This is a genomic window from Actinomyces mediterranea (genome assembly GCF_900155595.1).
Taxonomy (GTDB): Bacteria; Actinomycetota; Actinomycetes; order Actinomycetales; family Actinomycetaceae; genus Pauljensenia; species Pauljensenia mediterranea.
In genome coordinates, this window is record NZ_FTPB01000003.1 from 457455 (window position 1) to 475345 (window position 17891).

A 17891-nucleotide genomic window follows, 5' to 3' on the forward strand; every position below is an offset into this window, starting at 1 on the left:
GCAGTGTCACTGCGCCGCGCGCTCAGCGGCTTCGACGACATTGGTGACGAGGAGCGCCCTCGTCATTGGGCCGACGCCTCCGGGGTTGGGGGACAGCCACGAGGCGACTTCGTCAACCCCATCGGCGATGTCGCCCATGAGGCGGGAGCGCCCGCCCTCCCCCACGACCCGACTGACGCCCACATCGAGGACCACCGCCCCGAGTTTGACCATGTCGGCGGTGATGAGGCCCGCCGTACCCGCCGCACCCACCACGACATCCGCGCGGCGCACGTGATCGGCCAGGTCGCGGGTCCCTGTGTGACACACGGTGACCGTCGCATTGACCTCTTTTCGCATGAGCAGCAGACCGATGGAGCGCCCCACCGTCACGCCTCGGCCCACGACGCAGACCTCCGCGCCTGCCAAGTCGATGCCGTGGCGCTCGACGAGTTCGATGACGGCGCGCGGCGTGCACGGGAGCGGAGATTCGATGGGCCCTGAGCCGCGCAGCACGAGCCGCCCGAGATTCGTCGGATGCAGCCCATCCGCATCCTTGGCGGGATCGATCCCCTCGAGGACCTCATTCTGATCGATGCCCGTGGGCAGGGGAAGCTGCACGATGTAGCCGGTGCACGCGGGATCCGCGTTGAGGCGATGCACTGCGGCCTCGACTTCTTCCTGCGAGGCGGTCTCGGGCAGGTCGATGCGGATCGACTCGATGCCGACCTCGGCGCAGTCACGGTGCTTGCCCGCGACGTAGGTCACCGAACCGGGGTCTTCGCCGACGAGGATCGTGCCAAGACCCGGGATGATGCCGCGCTCACGCAGGGCGGCGACCCGATCAGCGAGTTCGGCCTTGATGCGTGCGGCGGTCGCCGTGCCGTCGAGGACCTTCGCGGGTCCGTTCCAGGGGGCCCTCATTCGCCGAGTCCTGCGTAGAGCGGGTGCGCATTGGTGAGAGCGGCAACGCGACGGCGCAGCCGCTCGACGTCGACCGATCCGCCGGAGGCACCCTGAACAAGGGTCGTGCCGATGATGTCCGCGACCTCGGCGAAGTCAGCGGCGTCGAAACCGCGGGTCGCCAGAGCGGGGGTGCCGATGCGCAGTCCGGAGGTGCGCATCGGGGGGCGCGGGTCGAAGGGAACGGCATTGCGGTTGACGGTGATACCGACCTCGTGGAGGAGGTCTTCTGCCTGCTTGCCGTCGAGGACGGAGTCGACGAGGTCCACGAGGACGAGGTGCACATCCGTGCCGCCGGTGACGAGTTTGACGCCCGCCGCTTTCGCATCATCGGCGCCCAGGCGCTCCGCGAGGAGCTGTGCGCCCTCAATGGTGCGGCGCTGGCGGTCCTTGAACTCTTCAGTCTGCGCGACCTTCATCGCAATGGCCTTCGCCGCGATCGCATGCATGAGCGGGCCCCCTTGCTGTCCGGGGAACACCGCGGAGTTGATCCTCTTGCCCCACTGCTCGCCGCGCGACGACAGGATCATGCCCGAGCGCGGACCACCGAGGGTCTTGTGGACGGTCGTCGTGACAACGTCCGCATAAGGGAGCGGGTTGGGGTGGAGGTCGGCGGCGACAAGGCCGGCGAAGTGGGCCATGTCGACCCACAGGGCGGCGCCCACCTCATCGGCGATATCGCGGAATGCCTGGAAGTCAAGATGGCGCGGATAGGCGGACCAGCCTGCGATGATGACCTTCGGGCGTTCACGCAGAGCAGCTTCGCGCACCGCGTCGGGTTCGATACGCATGGTATCGCGGTCAACCTCGTAGGCGACGGCGCGGTAGTTCTTGCCGGAGAAATTGATGCGCATACCGTGGGTGAGGTGGCCTCCGTGGGCGAGGGACAGCCCGAGGATCGTGTCGCCGACCTCTGCCATCGCCATGAGGGCCGCGACATTCGCCTGTGCACCCGCGTGGGGCTGAACATTGACGAAGTCTGCGCCGAAGACCTGCTTGGCGCGCTCGATCGCAAGAGACTCCGCAACGTCGACCGCTTCGCAACCGCCGTAGTAGCGACGTCCGGGATAGCCCTCTGCATACTTGTTCGTCAGCACCGAGCCCTGCGCTTCGAGTACGGCGCGGGGCACAAAGTTCTCCGACGCGATCATCTCGAGGGTGGTGCGCTGGCGCTCCAGCTCTTGATCGAGGATGGCTCGGATCTCGGGATCCAATTGAGCCAGGGGCATGTTGTTAAGGGAATCCATCGGGTTCTCCTGTTTCTTCGAACTCACCGAGTCATCGGTCGGCACCACGGCCCAGGCGGGCGGCCGTCATGCCAGTTCATCGCTCCCCGGTGGTCGCCCACCTATTCGCCAGTCACGACGCAGCCACTGTATCGCGTCGCACCGGCATGTGCATCACCCGATCACGCGCCGGAGGACCCGCTCGTGATGCGGACCCCCAGAGGGGTTGGGCTTCCCATGGACTCGAGACGCGCGACCAGCGCAGAACCCTCGACGACGAAACGAAGAGCGTCCACCGTGTATCTTCCGATGAGTCGGCGCGGCTCGTGAGCGATCCGCCACGCCCACCCCAGGCGGAAACGATGGATCCACGCCGGGAAGTACTGCTCAGCGGCTGCGAATTGATCAATCCATCCGCCTGCCGTCATGACAGAGGCCCTGGGGAGCCATGCGCGGACGCCGACGGCAATCCGATCCTGCAGTCCCGCGCCCAGGCCGACGATAACGAGCCGGGGATCGAATGCGATGAGCTGACCGGGGTCGGCGCGAAGCTGCGCGAGCCCCTCATATCCGTCGATACACATCGTCTCGAAGTCGCCGAGGCGTTCAGCCGCCTTGAGCGCGACCCCCGGCCCAGCGCCGATAAGCGCGATTTTCGCGCCCTTGTCAAGCAGGCGGAAGACGTGCGGGGCGACGAGATCCGCCGAGGAGCGCTCAATGGAGTGGCCCGCGCGCGCGAGCGCCATCTGCAAGAGCGTTCCGTCGATCCCAACGAGGTCGACCCTTGCGAGCTGTTCCCAGTCGGCGTTCAGCAGCGAATAGTGGTTGAGCCAGGTGACGACCCGTCCGGGTTGCATCACCTGCCGGGCGCATTCTTCGAGGGGATCTTCATGAGCGGGGGCCGTCATGCGTTCACCATGTCACAAATCATGACCGTAGATTCGATCACTCGCGCGTGATGCTCACGGTCGCGTCGAATGTCATCGACGGCGTGGACCTGTAATTGAGGTGCTCCTCAACACTGATCCGGTTACTCCCCTCGCGAAGGACGGAGGCGGGGATCTTGATGACCAGAGGATCTGCAATCGCCTTCGCCGTCGAAATCGCCGCATTCGCGAAGGTCGAGTGCGTGACCGGCCCCTCGCTCATGCGTTGACGCCCGACTTCGACGCCATTGACATAGACCACTGCACCATCGTCGGCCCTCACGCTCAACGTCATGACCGTCGATTCCGTCAGATTCATCACTTCGACATCCCGGCTGAAGTAGTACGCGGCAGCACGGTCTGCGGATGGGATCGACAGCGGCGTCGCCAACTCCGCACTCCCCCACCCGATCGGAGTCTTCCCCCGCTCCCAGGAAGCGAGGTCGAACTCGGTCATCCAATCGGCGCTCGGAGCCTCCTTATTCGTCCAGTACGACCACACGTCTCCCGTCGAAATGATGTCCTCAGCGGGTTCTAGGGGCTCCTCGGGCGTCGGTTCCTCGGGCGTCGGCTCTTCAGGGTCGGCACCGATCGCATCATCAGGAACTTCGGTGATGCCGACGGTCGTCACCGTTGCCTGCATCGTCATCGAAGGGCTCGATCGATAGTTAACGTGGGTCTCCACCGCAATGGTGTTAGCGCCAGGGGTCAACAGGGAGGAGGCGACGACCACGGATGAGCGTTGAGCGCGGGCACGGGCGGTATTGACGGGCGCGTCGGCGTAGAAGCCGTGGTGGAGCTGCGCCCCCTCGGTCAGTCGCGTGCGCTGGACTTCTCGCCCGTTGATGTAGACGGCGGCGCCGTCGTCTGCGGTGTAGGAGATCTCCACACCACCAATCGATGATGGGTCGTCAACCGTGAAAGTCGTACGGAAGTACGTCGTCACCGGACGAGGCGCAATCGAGGAGGCGTCGATGAGCGTGTGGATCTGGGAAGCCCCGTAGCCGATCGGCGCTTTGCCCTGCTCCCATTGCGAATCGTCGTAGTCCGGGGTTGCCCATGACGCGTCAGGAGCCTCAGCAGACCACCGGAACTTCCAGGTTGCGGTGTCGGTGAGGAGTTCTTGGCTTTCGATGACCGGTCCGGGCATGTACACGGCCGTCGACGCGGACCTATTGCCCGCGGAGTCGACTGCTCGCACGAAGAAACGATTCGCCCCGCCCAGCGGCACCTCGACGGTGGTCGTTGCCGTCGATGCGATCACGCGGTCATCGCGGAGGATCTCGTACGATGCGGTATCCTCGGCGCCGCGCCATGTGAGTGTGACCGTGGTGTCGTCGACGCCGGTGGCGCGCAGTCCTGACGGCGCGGCGGGGGGTGTCGCATCCTGAGCGGGGTAGATCGCGAATCCGCCGTTCCACTGCGACGAGTACTTCGAGGTGAAGGACCTCGTGAAGTCACCGCCGACCCACAGGGCTCCGTTCGAGGAGAGTTTGAGGGCCCACGCGCCAGTCGAGCGCCGCGAGGACAGCCGGTAGGGTGTCCAGCCAAGATGCTCTCCGGTCACGGCATCCCATCCCCCCACCCAGAGGATCTCGTCGGCTCTGGTCCACCCCTCGCCGATGTAATCGAAGTTGTCGGCATCCTGGTAGGAATAATCCGAGCAGTGACACGACGCGTACAGAACTCCGTTGTCGGAGTGGGTGATCGCCTGGAGGTCGCCCCCATTGTTCAGCGTGATCGACGCGGAGGTCCGTCGATGCGAGGAGGTGTCGTATCCGAAGAGGTTGTGCTCGGATCCTCCGAAGTACACGCGGTCGCCCGCAACGTCCACCGCCTGTTGATACGTGCGCTTGACCGAGGATCCGACGAACTGGAATGAGGGGTCGAGCGCGGCGGTTTCGGTGGAGATGGCCGCCGCATTGTCGGCCCGACCGGTCGCCGTCCTGGCGAAGTGGCCGCCCGCATAGTAGTGCGAGGTCGCTGTGTCGACGGTGGAGGCGACGACGGTGCCGAAGAACTCGGGGTTCCACGAGCGGTCGGGTTTTCCGGTCATTGACACTCGGGCAGCGGCACGACCGTAGACCCTCATCGCGCCCTGCCCGGACAGGTGGGTGAATCTGCCCCCGAAGTAGATGAAATTACCATCCGTAGAGACGCTGGTGACCGAAACCCTCCCGTTCGACAGTCCGTTCTCGATGAGGAGGTCCCACGATTGGTCGATCGAACCGTCTGCAGGGTTGATGACGACTGTTCCGCTGTGTCGTTCGCCCCCCACCCGGGTGAAGTCCCCGACGACGAGGAGGCGCCCATCGGGAAGGGCGAGGAGATCCTTCACTTGGTTGTTGAAATCGAAGGTGAGGGAGGAGATCCATTCCCCCGAGGTCGCGTTGAACGCCGCGAGACCGGCACTCGGTTGAACGGCCCCGTTTGTGCCTCTCTTGACGCCGGTGAAGTTGCCGCCGACGAACATGGTGTCCCCCACCTGTTCAATGGCCTGGACTTGGATATTGCCCTCTGCCACCGAGCCGTTGAGGTTTCCCTCGACCCCCCAGCCCGTGCGCTGGGCGTAGGGGGAGACGGTGCGGGCGCCGACGGGCTCAACGGTTCCGGAGTCGGGGATGGGTGAGAATCCCGCGTCGGTCGATGTGATACGCGGGCGGACGTAGACCTCCGAATAGGGCATGTATCCGCGCCCGGAGTCGATGATGAACGAGGACGAGTGGAGACTGCCGGACACGTGGGCCTTGGAGCTGTAGGCGAAGCCCATCGCGTAGTTCTTCGACGCACTCGTGTGCATGTTGACATATTCGAGCCCACCCGGGCCAAAACCCGAGCGGATAATGCTGGTTCCCTGCCAGCTCCCATTGTTGAAACGGTAGGACACGGGTATCAACGACTTGAAGGGCCACGTCCAGTGCGGCATGATGTGCGGCTTGATGTCGACGCTCTGCCAGCTGGTGCCGTGCCTGTCGTAGGCTCGCACGACCCTGAATCCCTCGTCGAGCGCGGAAGGGGCGCCCCCGTTGAGGAGGGCGTCGATCGTTTCATTCGACAGCTGGACGGGATTGAAATCGTCGGGCGTGCGGTTGCGCGTGACGAGGGCGGAGGCCTCGCCTTTCCCGACGGACCATGTCTCCCACCCCTCGCGTCCGCGACCGATGAGGACCCAACCTCCCCCGTCCATTGTCTGATCGCAGAAGAACTGCTGCGGAGTCTCCATCTGGGGGGTGAGCAGCCAGTAGGCACCGTCTTCGGCAGCAGGGTTCTGCTCCTTGACGTCCCAGCATGAGGCGGCGGCTCTCGCCGCGGAGGACCCGTCGCGGACGCTCGAAACATCGGGGTCATCGGCCGTGGCGTCAGGCGCCCAGGGGAATCCGATCACAAGGGCCACAGCCAGCGACAGGGCACAGAGGGAGCGCAGTTTCATCGTCATTCTTTCACTGACCCGACGGGATGAGGGATAAATCGAAACAACCTAAACAATTCATTTAATCACACCGGTAGCGACTATCAAAAACTATTACCGCAGGACCTCGAGCCCCCTTCCCCGAATCGCACGGCGAACGAGGACCCGTCGTGAACGGCCGACGCGTAACGATAATGCTGCCGTCGATGACTGAGCGCACAGCAGTGGAGCTGGACAGTGCCTCCGCAGCCCCCGGACGCGTCAGCCCGGGTATTCGCTATCGCGTGATGCTCACGGTCGCGTCGAATGTCATCGACGGCGTGGACCTGTAATTGAGGTGCTCCTCAACACTGATCCGGTTACTCCCCTCGCGAAGGACGGAGGCGGGAACCTCAATGAGCAGAGGATTCTCACTCGCCTTTTGGGTCGATATCGGAGCAGTCGCATATGTCGAGTGGGTAACCGGCCCCTCGTTCATGCGTTGACGCCCGACTTCGACGCCATTGACATAGACCACTGCACCATCGTCGGCCCTCACGCTCAACGTCATGACCGTCGATTCCGTCAGATTCATCACTTCGACATCCCGGCTGAAGTAGTACGCGGCAGCACGGTCTGCGGATGGGATCGACAGCGGCGTCGCCAACTCCGCACTCCCCCACCCGATCGGAGTCTTCCCCCGCTCCCAGGAAGCGAGGTCGAACTCGGTCATCCAATCGGCGCTCGGAACCTCCTTAACCGCCCAATACGACCACTCGTCACCTGAGGAGACGAGGTTCTGAGCTCTCGGGTTCGGCGGTTCTATCGGTTCAGGTCGTCCGGAGTCGTCGGGTTGCACAGTACCGGGATCCGATGGCGTCTCGTCTACGGCAGCAGGAATCGCGTTGCCTGGCAGGGCGGCAGCGTCGATTGTCGTCACCGTTGCCTGCATCGTCATCGAAGGGCTCGATCGATAGTTGACATGGGTCTCCACCGCAATGGTGTTAGCGCCAGGGGTCAACAGGGAGGAGGCGACGACCACGGATGCGCGTTGCGTCCGCGCTTGAGCAGTCGTAACCGCCTTATTCGCGTAGAAGCCGTGATGAAGCGGAGCCCCCTCGGTCAGGCGCGTACGTTGAACCTCTTTGCCGTTGACATAGACGGCGGCACCATCGTCTGCGGTGTAGGAAATCTCAACACCACCGATCGCAGTGGGATCATCAACGGTGAATGTCGTGCGGAAGTAGGTTGCCACCGGACGGGGAGACAATGCAGAGGCGTTGATAACAGTACCCAACTGCGAATCCCCATAGCCGATCGGCGCCGCGCCCCGGTCCCACTGAGAATCGTCATAGCCGGGCGTCGCCCATGACGCGTCAGGAGCCTCAGCAGACCACCGGAACTTCCACGTCGCAGAGTCGGCCAGAAGCTGTGTGTCCGATGCGATCCCACCGGGAGTGAAGACCGGTGTCGACGCGGAGCGATTGCCCGCGGAGTCGACTGCTCGCACGAAGAAACGATTCGCCCCACCCAGCGGCACGCGAAGAGTCGTCGTATCCGCAGTGGCGATCGGACGATCATCGCGCAGGATCTCATATGCGACAGCATCCTCGACACCGCGCCAGTTCAACGTCACCCCCGCTGCGTCGATCGCGGTGGCTTTGAGCCCAGACGGGGCGATGGGGGGAGTCGTATCCCTGGCGGGGTAGATCGCGAATCCGCCGTTCCACTGCGACGCGTGCGTCGAGGTGAAGGACCTCGTGAAGTCCCCGCCCGCCCATAAGGCGCCATCTGCAGCGATCTTCAGGGCCCACGCGCCAGTCGAGCGGAGCGAGGACAGACGGTAGGGCGTCCATTCGAGGCGGTCCCCCGTTGCGGAGTCCCATCCGCCGACCCACTGGATCTCGTTGGCCCTGGTCCAGTTCTCGCCGATGCGATCGAAGTTATCGGCATCCTGATAGGAGTAGTCCGAACAATGGCATGATGCGTAGAGCACGCCGTTGTCGGAGTGGGTGATCGCCTGCATGTCGCCTCCATTCGTCATGGTGATGGAGCTCGAGATCCGTCGATTCGACGACGAGTCGTATCCGAAGAGGCTGTGTTGAGCACCCCCGAAGAAGAATCGGTTTCCAACGACATCAACGGCCTGCTGGTACTGACCTCTGTGCGAGGAGGGGACGAACTCGAACGATTGGTCGAGTCGCGCTGTTCGAGTCGAGAGGATTGCAGCATGATTCGCATAGCCCGACTTGGTTCTCTTAAAGTGCCCGCCCGCGTAATAACGCTCCGAATCGACGTCAACGTCGGCGGCCAGAACACTCCCGAAGACCTCCGGATTCCACGAGCGATCCGGTTTTCCTGCGAGCGAGACCCTTCCCGCACTCCTCGCATAGACGCGGTTGGCGCCCTGACCGCTCAAATGGGTGAAGCGCCCGCCGAGATAGACGAAATCCCCACCGAGGACAGCAGTCGTCACCGACATCGGCGAAGAGGCGATCCCCGACTCGACGTGCAGGTCCCAGTTCGGGTCGATCGATCCGTCCCGGGGGTCGATGACGACGGTGCCCGCATGGCGTTCGCCGCGCACTCGGGTGAAATCCCCGACGACGAGGAGACGCCCATCGGGAAGCGCGAGAAGATCCTTCACCTGGTCGTTGAAGTCGAAGGTGAGGGAGGACTTCCATGCGCCGCTCGACGCATCGAAGGCAGCGAGTCCAGCGGTGCGCTGAATAGCGCCATAGGCACCGTTCTGAACGCCGGTAAAATTGCCGCCGACGAACATGGTGTCACCCACCTGCTCAAACGCTTGTACTTGAATGTTGCCCTCTTTGATGGAGCCGTTGAGGTTCCCGGCGACGCCCCATGCGGTGCGTCTGGCGAATTCGGACACTGCGGTAAGTCCCGTCGAAGCCTGCGTCCCGGCATCGGCAATCATTGCGAATCCGGAATCGGAGGATATCCTCGGACGGATATAAGCCTCTGCGTAGGGCATGTAGACCCTGCCGGATCTGATGATGTATGAGGACGGTGAAGAACCGTGGAACGAGTTGCCCTTGCCATAACCGAATCCCAGTTTGTACCCCGTCAGATGGGACGACATCATGTTGATGCTGGTCCACGTGCCCGAGCCCAACCCATCGTCGATTATGCCCTCGCGCCGCCAGGAGCCGCCGTCGATGCGATACATCGCCGGCGTCAGCGATTTAAACAACCACGTCCAGGACGGCATGATCGACGGTTTGATATCGACGCTCTGCCACCTCGACCCGGAGGTGTCGTAGGCGCGGACCACGCGCAAGCCCTCCGCCAGCGATGCGGGAGCGGTATTGTTGAGCAGTCCGTCAATGGCGGAGTTCGAGAGTTGAACCGGATCGAAGTCGGCGGGCGTGCGGGTGCGGGTGGTGAGCTTCGCCGCGTCACCTTTCCCCTGCGACCATGTCTCCCAACCTTCGCGCCCCCGGCCGATGAGCACCCAGCCCCCGCCATCCATCGTCTGGTCGCAGAAGAACCGCTGAGGCGCATTCATTGCGGGGGTCTGCAACCAGTAGACGCCATCCTTCGACGAGGGGTTCTGCTGTTTGATGTCCCAGCACGACGCAGCCGCAGTCGCCGCACTCGAGCCGTTGTGAGCGCTCGGAGTCGCCGCGGGCTGCGCATTCGCAGCCGCCGGGATGACACACGCACCCAGAACGACGGCCAGAGCGACAACACCTGAACAGAGCGATCGAGGATTCATCTGCATTCTTTCACTGCTCGAGCGGGTCGCCCCGCAAATAGACATCGTCAAATTGAATCACAGCGACACCGGAAAGAAGAAATTCGCGCGATGTCTCATTAACGAGATCGGAAGAGTTCGCGCAGTCCTGACAAGTGGAGTGAACGCGCCATCAGTCGGCACATGAGGAGGAAGCCCACAACACCGAGTCCGATCCCCAGCCCCATGGCGACGAAAGAATCCCGGTTCAACCCCCAGGCGACGCCCCCCGCTGGAATGCCGACGAAGAGGAGCACGGACATCAATGGTCGGGCAACGTCTCCGATCCGTGGGGACAGACCGATGAACACCCTGACCTGGATGAGCGCCATGCCTGCATCAATCACCATGCAGCCCGCCCAAACGGCGGCGGCTGCGAGAATCCCCCAGCGGGGCACCAGGACGAGGTTCCCAATGGCGTTCAGCACGACGACGACGGTCTTGTTGAGGGCCGCCCACGTCGATCTGCCGCTCATGATGAGCAGTGAATGAATATTGCCGGCGCAGAACGTCACCGTTGCGCCTCCGCACAGGATGACGAGAACCCCTGCGCCGGACGCGAAGTCCTCTCCGAGGATCCTCATGAGTGCAGGAGCGAAGATCGCCATGAGTAGATGAATCGGTGTAGCGAAGAGCACGAGCCAGATGGTCGCCGTCGAATACAACGATGACAGCCGTTCGTGCTCTCCGAGGTGGAGCAGGCGTGAGAACTGTGGTGAGACGACGATCCTCAATGCGGTGTCGACGATCATGCCCGCTTGAATGAAGCGGATTGCACCCCCGTACACGCCCGCGGCGGCATTGCCGACGAGCATCCCCACGAGAAGCACATCGAGCCAGGTGAGCATCTGCTCCAAACCTGCTGACAGCGTCCTTGGAAGGGCGAAGGCAATGATGGAGCGCCGACGGTCTCGATCCGGCAGGAGTCCCGCCTGTTCATCAGCCTCGGGCAGTCGGGGAATGAGGAGGATGACGGCGGCGACGAAGGCGAGGAGGAAGGGCAGCGCCCAGGCGACTGCAGCGGCTGTGTATGACGTCGTGACGCCGATGATGCCCGCGACCAGGAGGAGACGGGACGTCGGCAGGAGAATGTTCTGCACGAATACGTAGTGGCGCATCTGCCCGACAGATCGCAGTGCCGCGGACACAATGAGGGACCCGGCGCCGATGGGCACAAACCACAAGACGATATTCGCCGCCTCGAGAACAAGGCGATTCGTCTCACCCCACACGAAACCGAGCGTTCCACGCACGACGAGCACGGCTGCCAGAGAGACACTCGCCGACAGCAGAATCATATATCTGAGAGAGGGGCGGATCGCCCGGGGAGCATCGATGCGCAGCCTCGGGAAGAGATAGATCGCGGTGGAATCGAGACCGAGTTTCGTCAATGCCATGACGAGAGCGAAGACGCCGGTCGCCTGGGTGACGACGCCCGCCCCCTCAGAACCGAGCAACCGCGCCAGCATGATCGAAAAAGCGAAGCCGAGAAGGGCGCTCGTCGCAGCACCCGCGAATCCGACGATGCCGCCTCGTGCGAGGCTCTTTCGCGGGAAGTCACCACTGGTCACTGCGTCTCTCCTGGAGTATTGTCGACAACTGCCCATGAATCCGTTGACAACCGTGTGAGGGTCGTATGGACACACACATCTTGCCCCGCCGCATCCAGCTGGCGATCGTTTCCGCGGGCGCACTCGTGCTCGTCGTCGGCGCTTCAGTGGCCGTGTGGGCGCTCTCGTCCGCACCCGCACAAGACGCCGCTGCACAGTCGGGCATGTCGTCGAGCGCCCAATCCGCAGTCGTCGCCGCACAGTCCGCTTCCCGATCCTCCGACCCGTCGAACGCGGTCGACGGGGGCGCCGCCGATGCGAGCGCACGGGTTGAAGCGGTATTGACAGCAATATCGGAACTGCTCGCCGATCCTGCCGCCGCCCGGAAGGCGGATGTTTCCACGATCTTGTCGGGATACGCCCTGGATGAGTTCAACGCCCAAGTCGACGAGTGGGAGAAAGAGGGGGTGCACCAGGAGGGCGTCGCCACTGTCGAGTCGGCAAAGATCGTCGAGTCGGCGGATGACGGCTCGTCCTTCGTCCTCGAGGCGTGCGTCGACTCCGCCGACGTGAGAGTCCTCAACGAGGCGGGGATGGATCTGCGCCACGACCAGACGACCCGATGGCTCACGGATTTCACCTTTGTCCGCGCCGACGGCGCATGGAAGCTTGACAAACAGTCCTTCCCCGACGATCCGACCTGCTGATCCTGCCCCATCGCCGCCTCACGCGCCCCGAGGGGGAGTCGCCGGTCGGCGGCGCGCGGCGCGCACGGCGCGCGCGTAGAGCAGCGGCCCTTCGAGGAAGCCCTTCACCTCGTTGCGCGTCAGCGACGCGGGGACGTCCTCGTCCGCACCTGCTGTTCGCTGCGATCCGGGCCGGATGCGCATGAGGACGCGCGGCACCCTCCCTGCGAGACTGAGCAGATTCGCCGGCCTGGTGATAACGGATTTCGTGAGCAATGCCGCCATTCCGGACCCATTGCCGCGGATCTGAGTCTCAAGCCCCGCCAGATCCACGCGGTGGCGGTGGAACACCACAGCATCGGGAGTGTGGATGATCGCGTAGCCCGCAGCAAGCATGCGGGCAAAGAGGTCGAGATCCTCGCCCCCGCGCGTTGGGGTACCCGCGCCGAGCGCATCATCGAAAGGGCCGATCTCGTCGAGGGCGGAGCGTCGGAAGGCCATACACACTCCGGCGCCGACGCGCGCCGTCGTCATCGGATACAGAGGGCCGCCCTCGACGCGCGATCCCAGTTCCGCGAGCGCCGACTCGGGCTCACCGGTGTACCACAGCTGCACGGACGTGCTCTTGGGGAATCCTCCTCGCGACTCGAACCAGCGTTGCGGTGCGAAGGACAGCTGGGAGGGCAGTGCGATACCTGTGGCGCCTCCAACGAGGCGGTGCGCGAGGATCGGGTCGATGAGGGCGGTGAGCCAGTGGGAGTCGACGCGCGCATCATCGTCGGTGAATGCGATGATCTCGCCGCGGGCCGCGCTGACGCCGCGGTTGCGGGCGCGCGACAGCCCCGGCTCCGGCTCGTCAACGATGGTGAGCCTCTGGTCATCAATGCCGTTCAGCGCCGTGCGGGTCAGGCCCGTTGCGGGGGCGTTGTCGACGACAACGACATCGAAATCGGCGTGATCCTGAGCGAGAACCGCTCTCACCGCGTCTGCGAGCAGTTCGCAGCGTCCAGTTGTGCATATGACGACAGTGGCGCTCGTACGAACTCCACCGCCCTCGACCCATGGGCGCGCCGGGGCCTCGGGGAGGGTCATCACCTGCGGTGCGCAGAGGGGAGCCGGAGTCGGGGCCGTCGTCACGATCCCGGCACTCCTCCCCCCGTCGGCGACGAGAACGAGTGCGCTCACATAGTCGGCGGGGCCGGAAATCAGGATTTCCTCGCCGCTCATGCGGTCGACGCGCCAGATGGCGCTCGCTCTAGGGTCGAGTCCAGATGCTCCTTCGTGTACGAGTGTTCCGGTGGTCATCGGATGCCCTCGTGGTGGGCGCGCACCCAGTCGATGCGCTGTCGAAGCCGGTTCTTGAGCAATGCCGTGGAGACTCCGCCGAGGGAGTCGATCCCGGGGGTGACGGCTGTGAGGAAGCGCTCAATGGCCTCCTCCTGGTAGGTGCGGGGCAATCCGGCGAGGCTGACCAGTCGATTGAGCCTCACCCCTGTGAGCGACTCGGCCAGATCCGCATAGGCCACGGCCTGATCCCCATCCGTCCATGAACGCGAGCGCCACAGCGGCGACGCGGAGACTTGAGTCGGATGGAGCCGGTAGACTAGCCCCCAGCGCCGAAGACGCCGCAACGCGACCCCACGAGTCGCGGCGCGGATCCACAGGTCGTAGTCCTCCGCGGGAACGGCCCTGTATCCGCCCAGGTCGTTCAGGACTTCACGGGTGGCGACCATGGTCGGGTGACACACCGGATTGGTGAGCAGAAGGTGCCACGGCATCTCCTGCGGCGTGATCGAGTAGGGCACGCGCGGCATCACACCGGCACCGACGAGTTCAATGATCTGCGTGAATACGATATCGTCGCCGCGATTGATGGAGCGCAGGGCGGCGGAGAATCGACCGGGCATCGAGACATCGTCGGCGTCCATTCTGCCGACGTAGCGCGAGTCAGATGCTTCGAGGAGCTGATTGAGGACTCGGCTCACTCCCCCCTCCCCCGGCTTCGCCTTCAACACCCTCAGGCGCGGGTCGAGCGCCCCATTGCGGGTCGCGCCCTCGAGCGCGCGTTCGGCGGTGTCGTCGGTGGAGCCGTCGTCGGCGACGATGAGTTCAGCGTCGGCGGACATGGCGGCCAATGTGGAGGATACGGCGCGCGCAATCGTGTCCTCGGCATTGCGCGCGGGGAGAATGACTGACAGCTCAGGCATGCGGAGTCTTCCGTGAAGCGGCATCCAGCGCCTTCAGGTCGCGGTATCGGCGCGTCAGCGACACTGAGGAGTGAAGAACGGCCACGACGGCGAGGAGGGTGTAGACGCCCGCGAAGACGGGGGCGAAGCCCCACAGGGCGAAGGACCAGCACAGGACGCCAGGGTCGGTGGGGAGCAGGATGAAGGACCTGAGCGTCCCCCCGCGGGTCTGGGCGCGCCCCGCTGCGCGGACGAATTGTTCGGCGAGGATCTGGGAGAGGAATTGGGCGGAGGTCACCCAGGCGTAAACGAGGGCGACGAGGGCGAGCCACGTCATGTCCGGGCGGTGCCACCACAGTGCTACGGCGGTGACGAGGTGGATGGCCGGGGAGCGGAAGGCGTCGGCGACGTGGTCCACCCATTCTCCGGTCTTCGAGGAGGCGTGGGTGACGCGAGACACCTGGCCGTCGGCGGAATCGAAAAGGAAGCCGAGGGCTAGGAGCAGCCCGACGCACAGTCCTCCGATCACTGACGGGGGCGCCGAGGCGAGGATGACGAGGCCCATGGCCGACAGGCAGACGGACAGGGTGGTCACCATATTCGGCGTCCAGCCGACGGCTGCGGCGAAAGCGGCAACGACGCGGGCCCCTCCCCTATTCACCCAGCGCATATATGCGGGGACGCCGCCGCCGGGCTTCTGCGCGGCATTGAGGCGCCGCAGATAGGTGGCGTAGCGCTGAGTCCATGTCCCCTCAATCTGGGGGGGAGTCGCTCCCCGTGTCACTGTGCCTCCTCGACATCGCAGAAGTCCTGGGGGGAGATGAAGCGCCGCAGCGCCGTCGACGAGGTCGACGGGGTGTAGGGAAGGTAGACGACTTGCGCGCCGACTTCAGCCATTTCGGCCTCGAGTCTGGCGCCCTTGTCCGTGCCCTTCCAGTCGTCCCCCTTGAAGAGGATGTCGAAGGGCTGAAGGCGCCACGCCAGGCGCTTGTCCTGGTCGAGGTCCACGACGACCGCGTCGACGAATCGCAGCGAGGAAATGAGGTCGCAGCGCTCTTTAAGGGGGATGACTGGCGGGCGACCCTTCATTCGGGTCAGTGCCTCATCGGTGACGACGCCGACGACGAGCCTGTCGCAGCGCTCGCGCGCTGCGCGCAGGATATTGAGATGCCCCTGGTGGAACATATCGAAACCGCCGGGAACGTATCCCGTCATCCGCTTACTGCAATCGCTGCTCATCTCCACCGCTCCAGTGTGCCAGACGGGATGCGGGAATCGAAAAACGCGTGACCGGTCAATCATCCGGAGAGGACCGGGATTTTCGTCAACGGTACTAGCGGGAGAAGACGACCGTCCTCGTCCCGTCCATGAGGACGCGGCGCTCGGCATGCCAGCGGACCGCCTGGGCGAGGACCCGGCGCTCCACGTCCTGTCCAAGCGCGACCATGTCCGGCGTCGAGTCGGCGTGGGTGACGCGGGTGACGTCCTGCTCGATGATCGGACCCTCATCCAGATCGGGTGTCACATAGTGGGCAGTCGCGCCGATGAGTTTGACGCCCCGGTCGTGTGCCTGGGCGTAGGGGCGGGCCCCCTTGAAGGACGGGAGGAACGAGTGGTGGATATTGATGACGCGCCCGGCCATCTCCTGGCAGACCTGTTCGGACAGGATCTGCATATAGCGGGCGAGGACGATCAATTCGACATTCTCGGAGCGCACGAGGTCGAGCAGTTCGGCCTCCGCCTTGTCTTTCGTGTCCTTCGTGACGGGGATGAGAAGGAAGGGGATCCCGTAGAACTGGGCGACGGGCGCCAGATCGGGGTGATTGCCGACGACGGCGACGACTTCGATGGGCAGCCCCTGGCTGCGCTGGCGGTACAAGAGGTCGGTGAGGCAGTGTCCCTCGCGCGACACCATGATGACGGTCCTCAGCGGGCGCCCCAGAGCATCGATGGCCCACGTCGCTCCGAAGCGCTCGCCCACCTTCGACAGGCCCTCCTCGACGGGGCCCCGCCCCACGGGGGAATCCACCTCGACCCTCATGAAGAACAGCCCCGAATCGGGGTCGCCGAACTGCTGGGATTGAATGATGTTGCCGCCGACAGAGCCGATCACACCGGACACGGCGTGAACGATTCCCGGCTGGTCCGGGCAGGACAGTGTGAGGACGAGTTTCGTCGTGGTGGCAGCTGCTTCAGTCATGGGGACAGGGTAGCCGAGTCCGGGCCGTCAGCGGTCCTCGGACCGTTTTCCGTGCTCGGCGAGGATCACGAGCGCCGCCTCCTCATCGATGATGAGTCCTTTCGCAATCCGACCCCGCAGCGACGCGTAGAGGGGGAGGGCCTTCGCCCCGCCCCAGCCGATCGCCACGCAGCGCTTCGCCGCGCGTATCGCATCGAGCGGGACTGCGATCGTCCTCGCCTCGAGCTCGGCCGACACCGGCTCCCCATTGATGTCGACGAAGTGCGAGAAGACGTCGGTGACCGCCCCCATCGAGCGGAGCCTCTTCAAACCGTTCTCAGTGAGGTACCCCGAACGGACCAGGACGGAGTTCGGCTCGAGGATGCCCGGGGAGAAGAGGAGGAGATCCGATCTGGGGCCCGCCGCGAGCGACCGGGCCACCGAGGGCTCGTGGCGCAGGCGTCGTCCCAATTCCGAATCCGTGACGATCGCAGGGGCGGGGAGCGTGTGTCCGATGCCCCTGCCCTTCCGGGCCATCAGGCCGATGGAATCGGCGACCTCATCATCATTCGAGCGGACCAGTCCGCCGTACATCTGGTAGATGTCAAGACTCAGCGTCCACCGGTCCGGCATCGCCCTGGCGATGGCTGTAAGGGTCCGCCCCCACGCGATGCCCATCGAGGAGGGGCGCGGGCGCAGCGACGTGATGTAATCCGCGGCGGATGCCGCGACGAGTGCCCCGGTGGCGGCATCCGACTCCTGCGAACTCATGACGATGATGGTGTCGATGCCGAACGCCGCTGCGAGCTGCTTCTCGAGCGGGCGGACGCGGGCCTGGGGATGGGTGATCGTGATCCGCACGATCCCCGACTTGCGCGCCTCCTCCAGGAGGCGCCCCACCGTCCAGCGCGTACACCCCATACGATCCGCGATCGCCCCTTGCGTGAGGTTCTCGTAGTAGTAGAGTTGTGCCGCGCGCAGGACCTGCGATTCGCGAGCGCCTTCCATGGAAATCCCCCGTGCTTCCTGTTGCGAGTCCGATTGAATCGGGCAC

Annotated in this window: 13 protein-coding genes and 1 riboswitch; of the genes, 1 reads left to right on the forward strand and 12 read right to left on the reverse strand. The window is 64.5% G+C overall.

From position 1 onward, the window contains the following. Positions 1 to 6: 6 nt before the first annotated feature. The 6 genes from BQ7471_RS03180 to BQ7471_RS03205 all read right to left on the reverse strand — a co-directional run bounded on the left by BQ7471_RS03180 (position 7) and on the right by BQ7471_RS03205 (position 11807). A complete protein-coding gene (locus tag BQ7471_RS03180) occupies positions 7 to 903 on the reverse strand; it encodes a bifunctional methylenetetrahydrofolate dehydrogenase/methenyltetrahydrofolate cyclohydrolase (protein WP_076464143.1) in 897 nt (298 codons plus the stop codon). Continuing rightward, complete coding sequence (gene glyA / locus BQ7471_RS03185) at positions 900 to 2189, reverse strand: serine hydroxymethyltransferase (protein WP_076464421.1); 1290 nt, start codon at positions 2187 to 2189, stop codon at positions 900 to 902. Before glyA ends, BQ7471_RS03180 begins: the two co-directional genes overlap by 4 nt. Before the next feature lie 42 nt (positions 2190 to 2231). Continuing rightward, positions 2232 to 2315: riboswitch (ZMP/ZTP riboswitch) on the reverse strand. 35 nt (positions 2316 to 2350) lie between these two features. Next, a complete protein-coding gene (locus BQ7471_RS03190; RefSeq protein ID WP_076464145.1) occupies positions 2351 to 3076 on the reverse strand; it encodes a WecB/TagA/CpsF family glycosyltransferase in 726 nt (241 codons plus the stop codon). 37 nt (positions 3077 to 3113) lie between these two features. After that, positions 3114 to 6524 (reverse strand): delta-60 repeat domain-containing protein, encoded by a 3411-nt coding sequence (locus BQ7471_RS03195; RefSeq protein WP_076464423.1) that lies wholly within the window; start codon positions 6522 to 6524, stop codon positions 3114 to 3116. 256 nt (positions 6525 to 6780) lie between these two features. After that, the gene (locus tag BQ7471_RS03200; RefSeq protein ID WP_129583331.1) at positions 6781 to 10218 is read right to left on the reverse strand and encodes a fibrinogen-like YCDxxxxGGGW domain-containing protein; all 3438 of its coding nucleotides are present in this window, start codon (positions 10216 to 10218) and stop codon (positions 6781 to 6783) included. A gap of 98 nt (positions 10219 to 10316) precedes the next feature. Further along, positions 10317 to 11807, reverse strand: a complete 1491-nt coding sequence (locus BQ7471_RS03205) for a flippase (protein WP_076464148.1) — start codon at positions 11805 to 11807, stop codon at positions 10317 to 10319. 65 nt (positions 11808 to 11872) lie between these two features. Between BQ7471_RS03205 and BQ7471_RS03210 the strand changes: the two genes are divergently transcribed. Further along, entirely contained in the window at positions 11873 to 12493 is a 621-nt protein-coding gene (locus BQ7471_RS03210) for a hypothetical protein (protein ID WP_076464149.1), read from the forward strand. A gap of 18 nt (positions 12494 to 12511) precedes the next feature. On the opposite strand, the gene BQ7471_RS03215 is transcribed toward BQ7471_RS03210, so the two are convergent. From BQ7471_RS03215 to BQ7471_RS03240, 6 genes are all read right to left on the reverse strand, one after another. Continuing rightward, on the reverse strand, positions 12512 to 13777 hold the full coding sequence (locus BQ7471_RS03215; protein WP_076464151.1) for a glycosyltransferase family 2 protein: 1266 nt from the start codon (positions 13775 to 13777) through the stop codon (positions 12512 to 12514). Next, complete coding sequence (locus tag BQ7471_RS03220; protein WP_076464152.1) at positions 13774 to 14679, reverse strand: glycosyltransferase family 2 protein; 906 nt, start codon at positions 14677 to 14679, stop codon at positions 13774 to 13776. Before BQ7471_RS03220 ends, BQ7471_RS03215 begins: the two co-directional genes overlap by 4 nt. After that, on the reverse strand, positions 14672 to 15442 hold the full coding sequence (locus BQ7471_RS03225) for a CDP-alcohol phosphatidyltransferase family protein (RefSeq protein ID WP_076464154.1): 771 nt from the start codon (positions 15440 to 15442) through the stop codon (positions 14672 to 14674). Before BQ7471_RS03225 ends, BQ7471_RS03220 begins: the two co-directional genes overlap by 8 nt. Then, positions 15439 to 15873 (reverse strand): FAD synthase family protein, encoded by a 435-nt coding sequence (locus BQ7471_RS03230; RefSeq protein WP_235821213.1) that lies wholly within the window; start codon positions 15871 to 15873, stop codon positions 15439 to 15441. The genes BQ7471_RS03225 and BQ7471_RS03230 overlap by 4 nt, the downstream gene beginning before the upstream one ends. A 118-nt stretch (positions 15874 to 15991) precedes the next feature. Continuing rightward, positions 15992 to 16858, reverse strand: a complete 867-nt coding sequence (purU, locus tag BQ7471_RS03235; RefSeq protein ID WP_076464158.1) for a formyltetrahydrofolate deformylase — start codon at positions 16856 to 16858, stop codon at positions 15992 to 15994. A gap of 27 nt (positions 16859 to 16885) precedes the next feature. Beyond that, positions 16886 to 17845 carry a sugar-binding transcriptional regulator gene (locus BQ7471_RS03240; protein WP_076464159.1) on the reverse strand — a complete coding sequence of 320 codons (960 nt, stop codon included), beginning with the start codon at positions 17843 to 17845 and terminating at the stop codon, positions 16886 to 16888. Between the last annotated feature and the right edge of the window lie 46 nt (positions 17846 to 17891).

What these genes read in the sequence shown, in the direction of transcription:
- BQ7471_RS03180 (WP_076464143.1), bottom strand. Translation starts at nt 903, where the DNA reads ATGAGGGCCCCCTGGAACGGACCCGCGAAGGTCCTCGACGGCACGGCG.
- BQ7471_RS03240 (WP_076464159.1), bottom strand. Translation starts at nt 17,845, where the DNA reads ATGGAAGGCGCTCGCGAATCGCAGGTCCTGCGCGCGGCACAACTCTAC.
- glyA (WP_076464421.1), bottom strand. Translation starts at nt 2,189, where the DNA reads ATGGATTCCCTTAACAACATGCCCCTGGCTCAATTGGATCCCGAGATC.
- BQ7471_RS03210 (WP_076464149.1), top strand. Translation starts at nt 11,873, where the DNA reads ATGGACACACACATCTTGCCCCGCCGCATCCAGCTGGCGATCGTTTCC.
- BQ7471_RS03195 (WP_076464423.1), bottom strand. Translation starts at nt 6,524, where the DNA reads ATGAAACTGCGCTCCCTCTGTGCCCTGTCGCTGGCTGTGGCCCTTGTG.
- BQ7471_RS03215 (WP_076464151.1), bottom strand. Translation starts at nt 13,777, where the DNA reads ATGACCACCGGAACACTCGTACACGAAGGAGCATCTGGACTCGACCCT.
- BQ7471_RS03190 (WP_076464145.1), bottom strand. Translation starts at nt 3,076, where the DNA reads ATGACGGCCCCCGCTCATGAAGATCCCCTCGAAGAATGCGCCCGGCAG.
- BQ7471_RS03200 (WP_129583331.1), bottom strand. Translation starts at nt 10,218, where the DNA reads ATGAATCCTCGATCGCTCTGTTCAGGTGTTGTCGCTCTGGCCGTCGTT.
- BQ7471_RS03230 (WP_235821213.1), bottom strand. Translation starts at nt 15,873, where the DNA reads ATGACGGGATACGTTCCCGGCGGTTTCGATATGTTCCACCAGGGGCAT.
- BQ7471_RS03220 (WP_076464152.1), bottom strand. Translation starts at nt 14,679, where the DNA reads ATGCCTGAGCTGTCAGTCATTCTCCCCGCGCGCAATGCCGAGGACACG.
- purU (WP_076464158.1), bottom strand. Translation starts at nt 16,858, where the DNA reads ATGACTGAAGCAGCTGCCACCACGACGAAACTCGTCCTCACACTGTCC.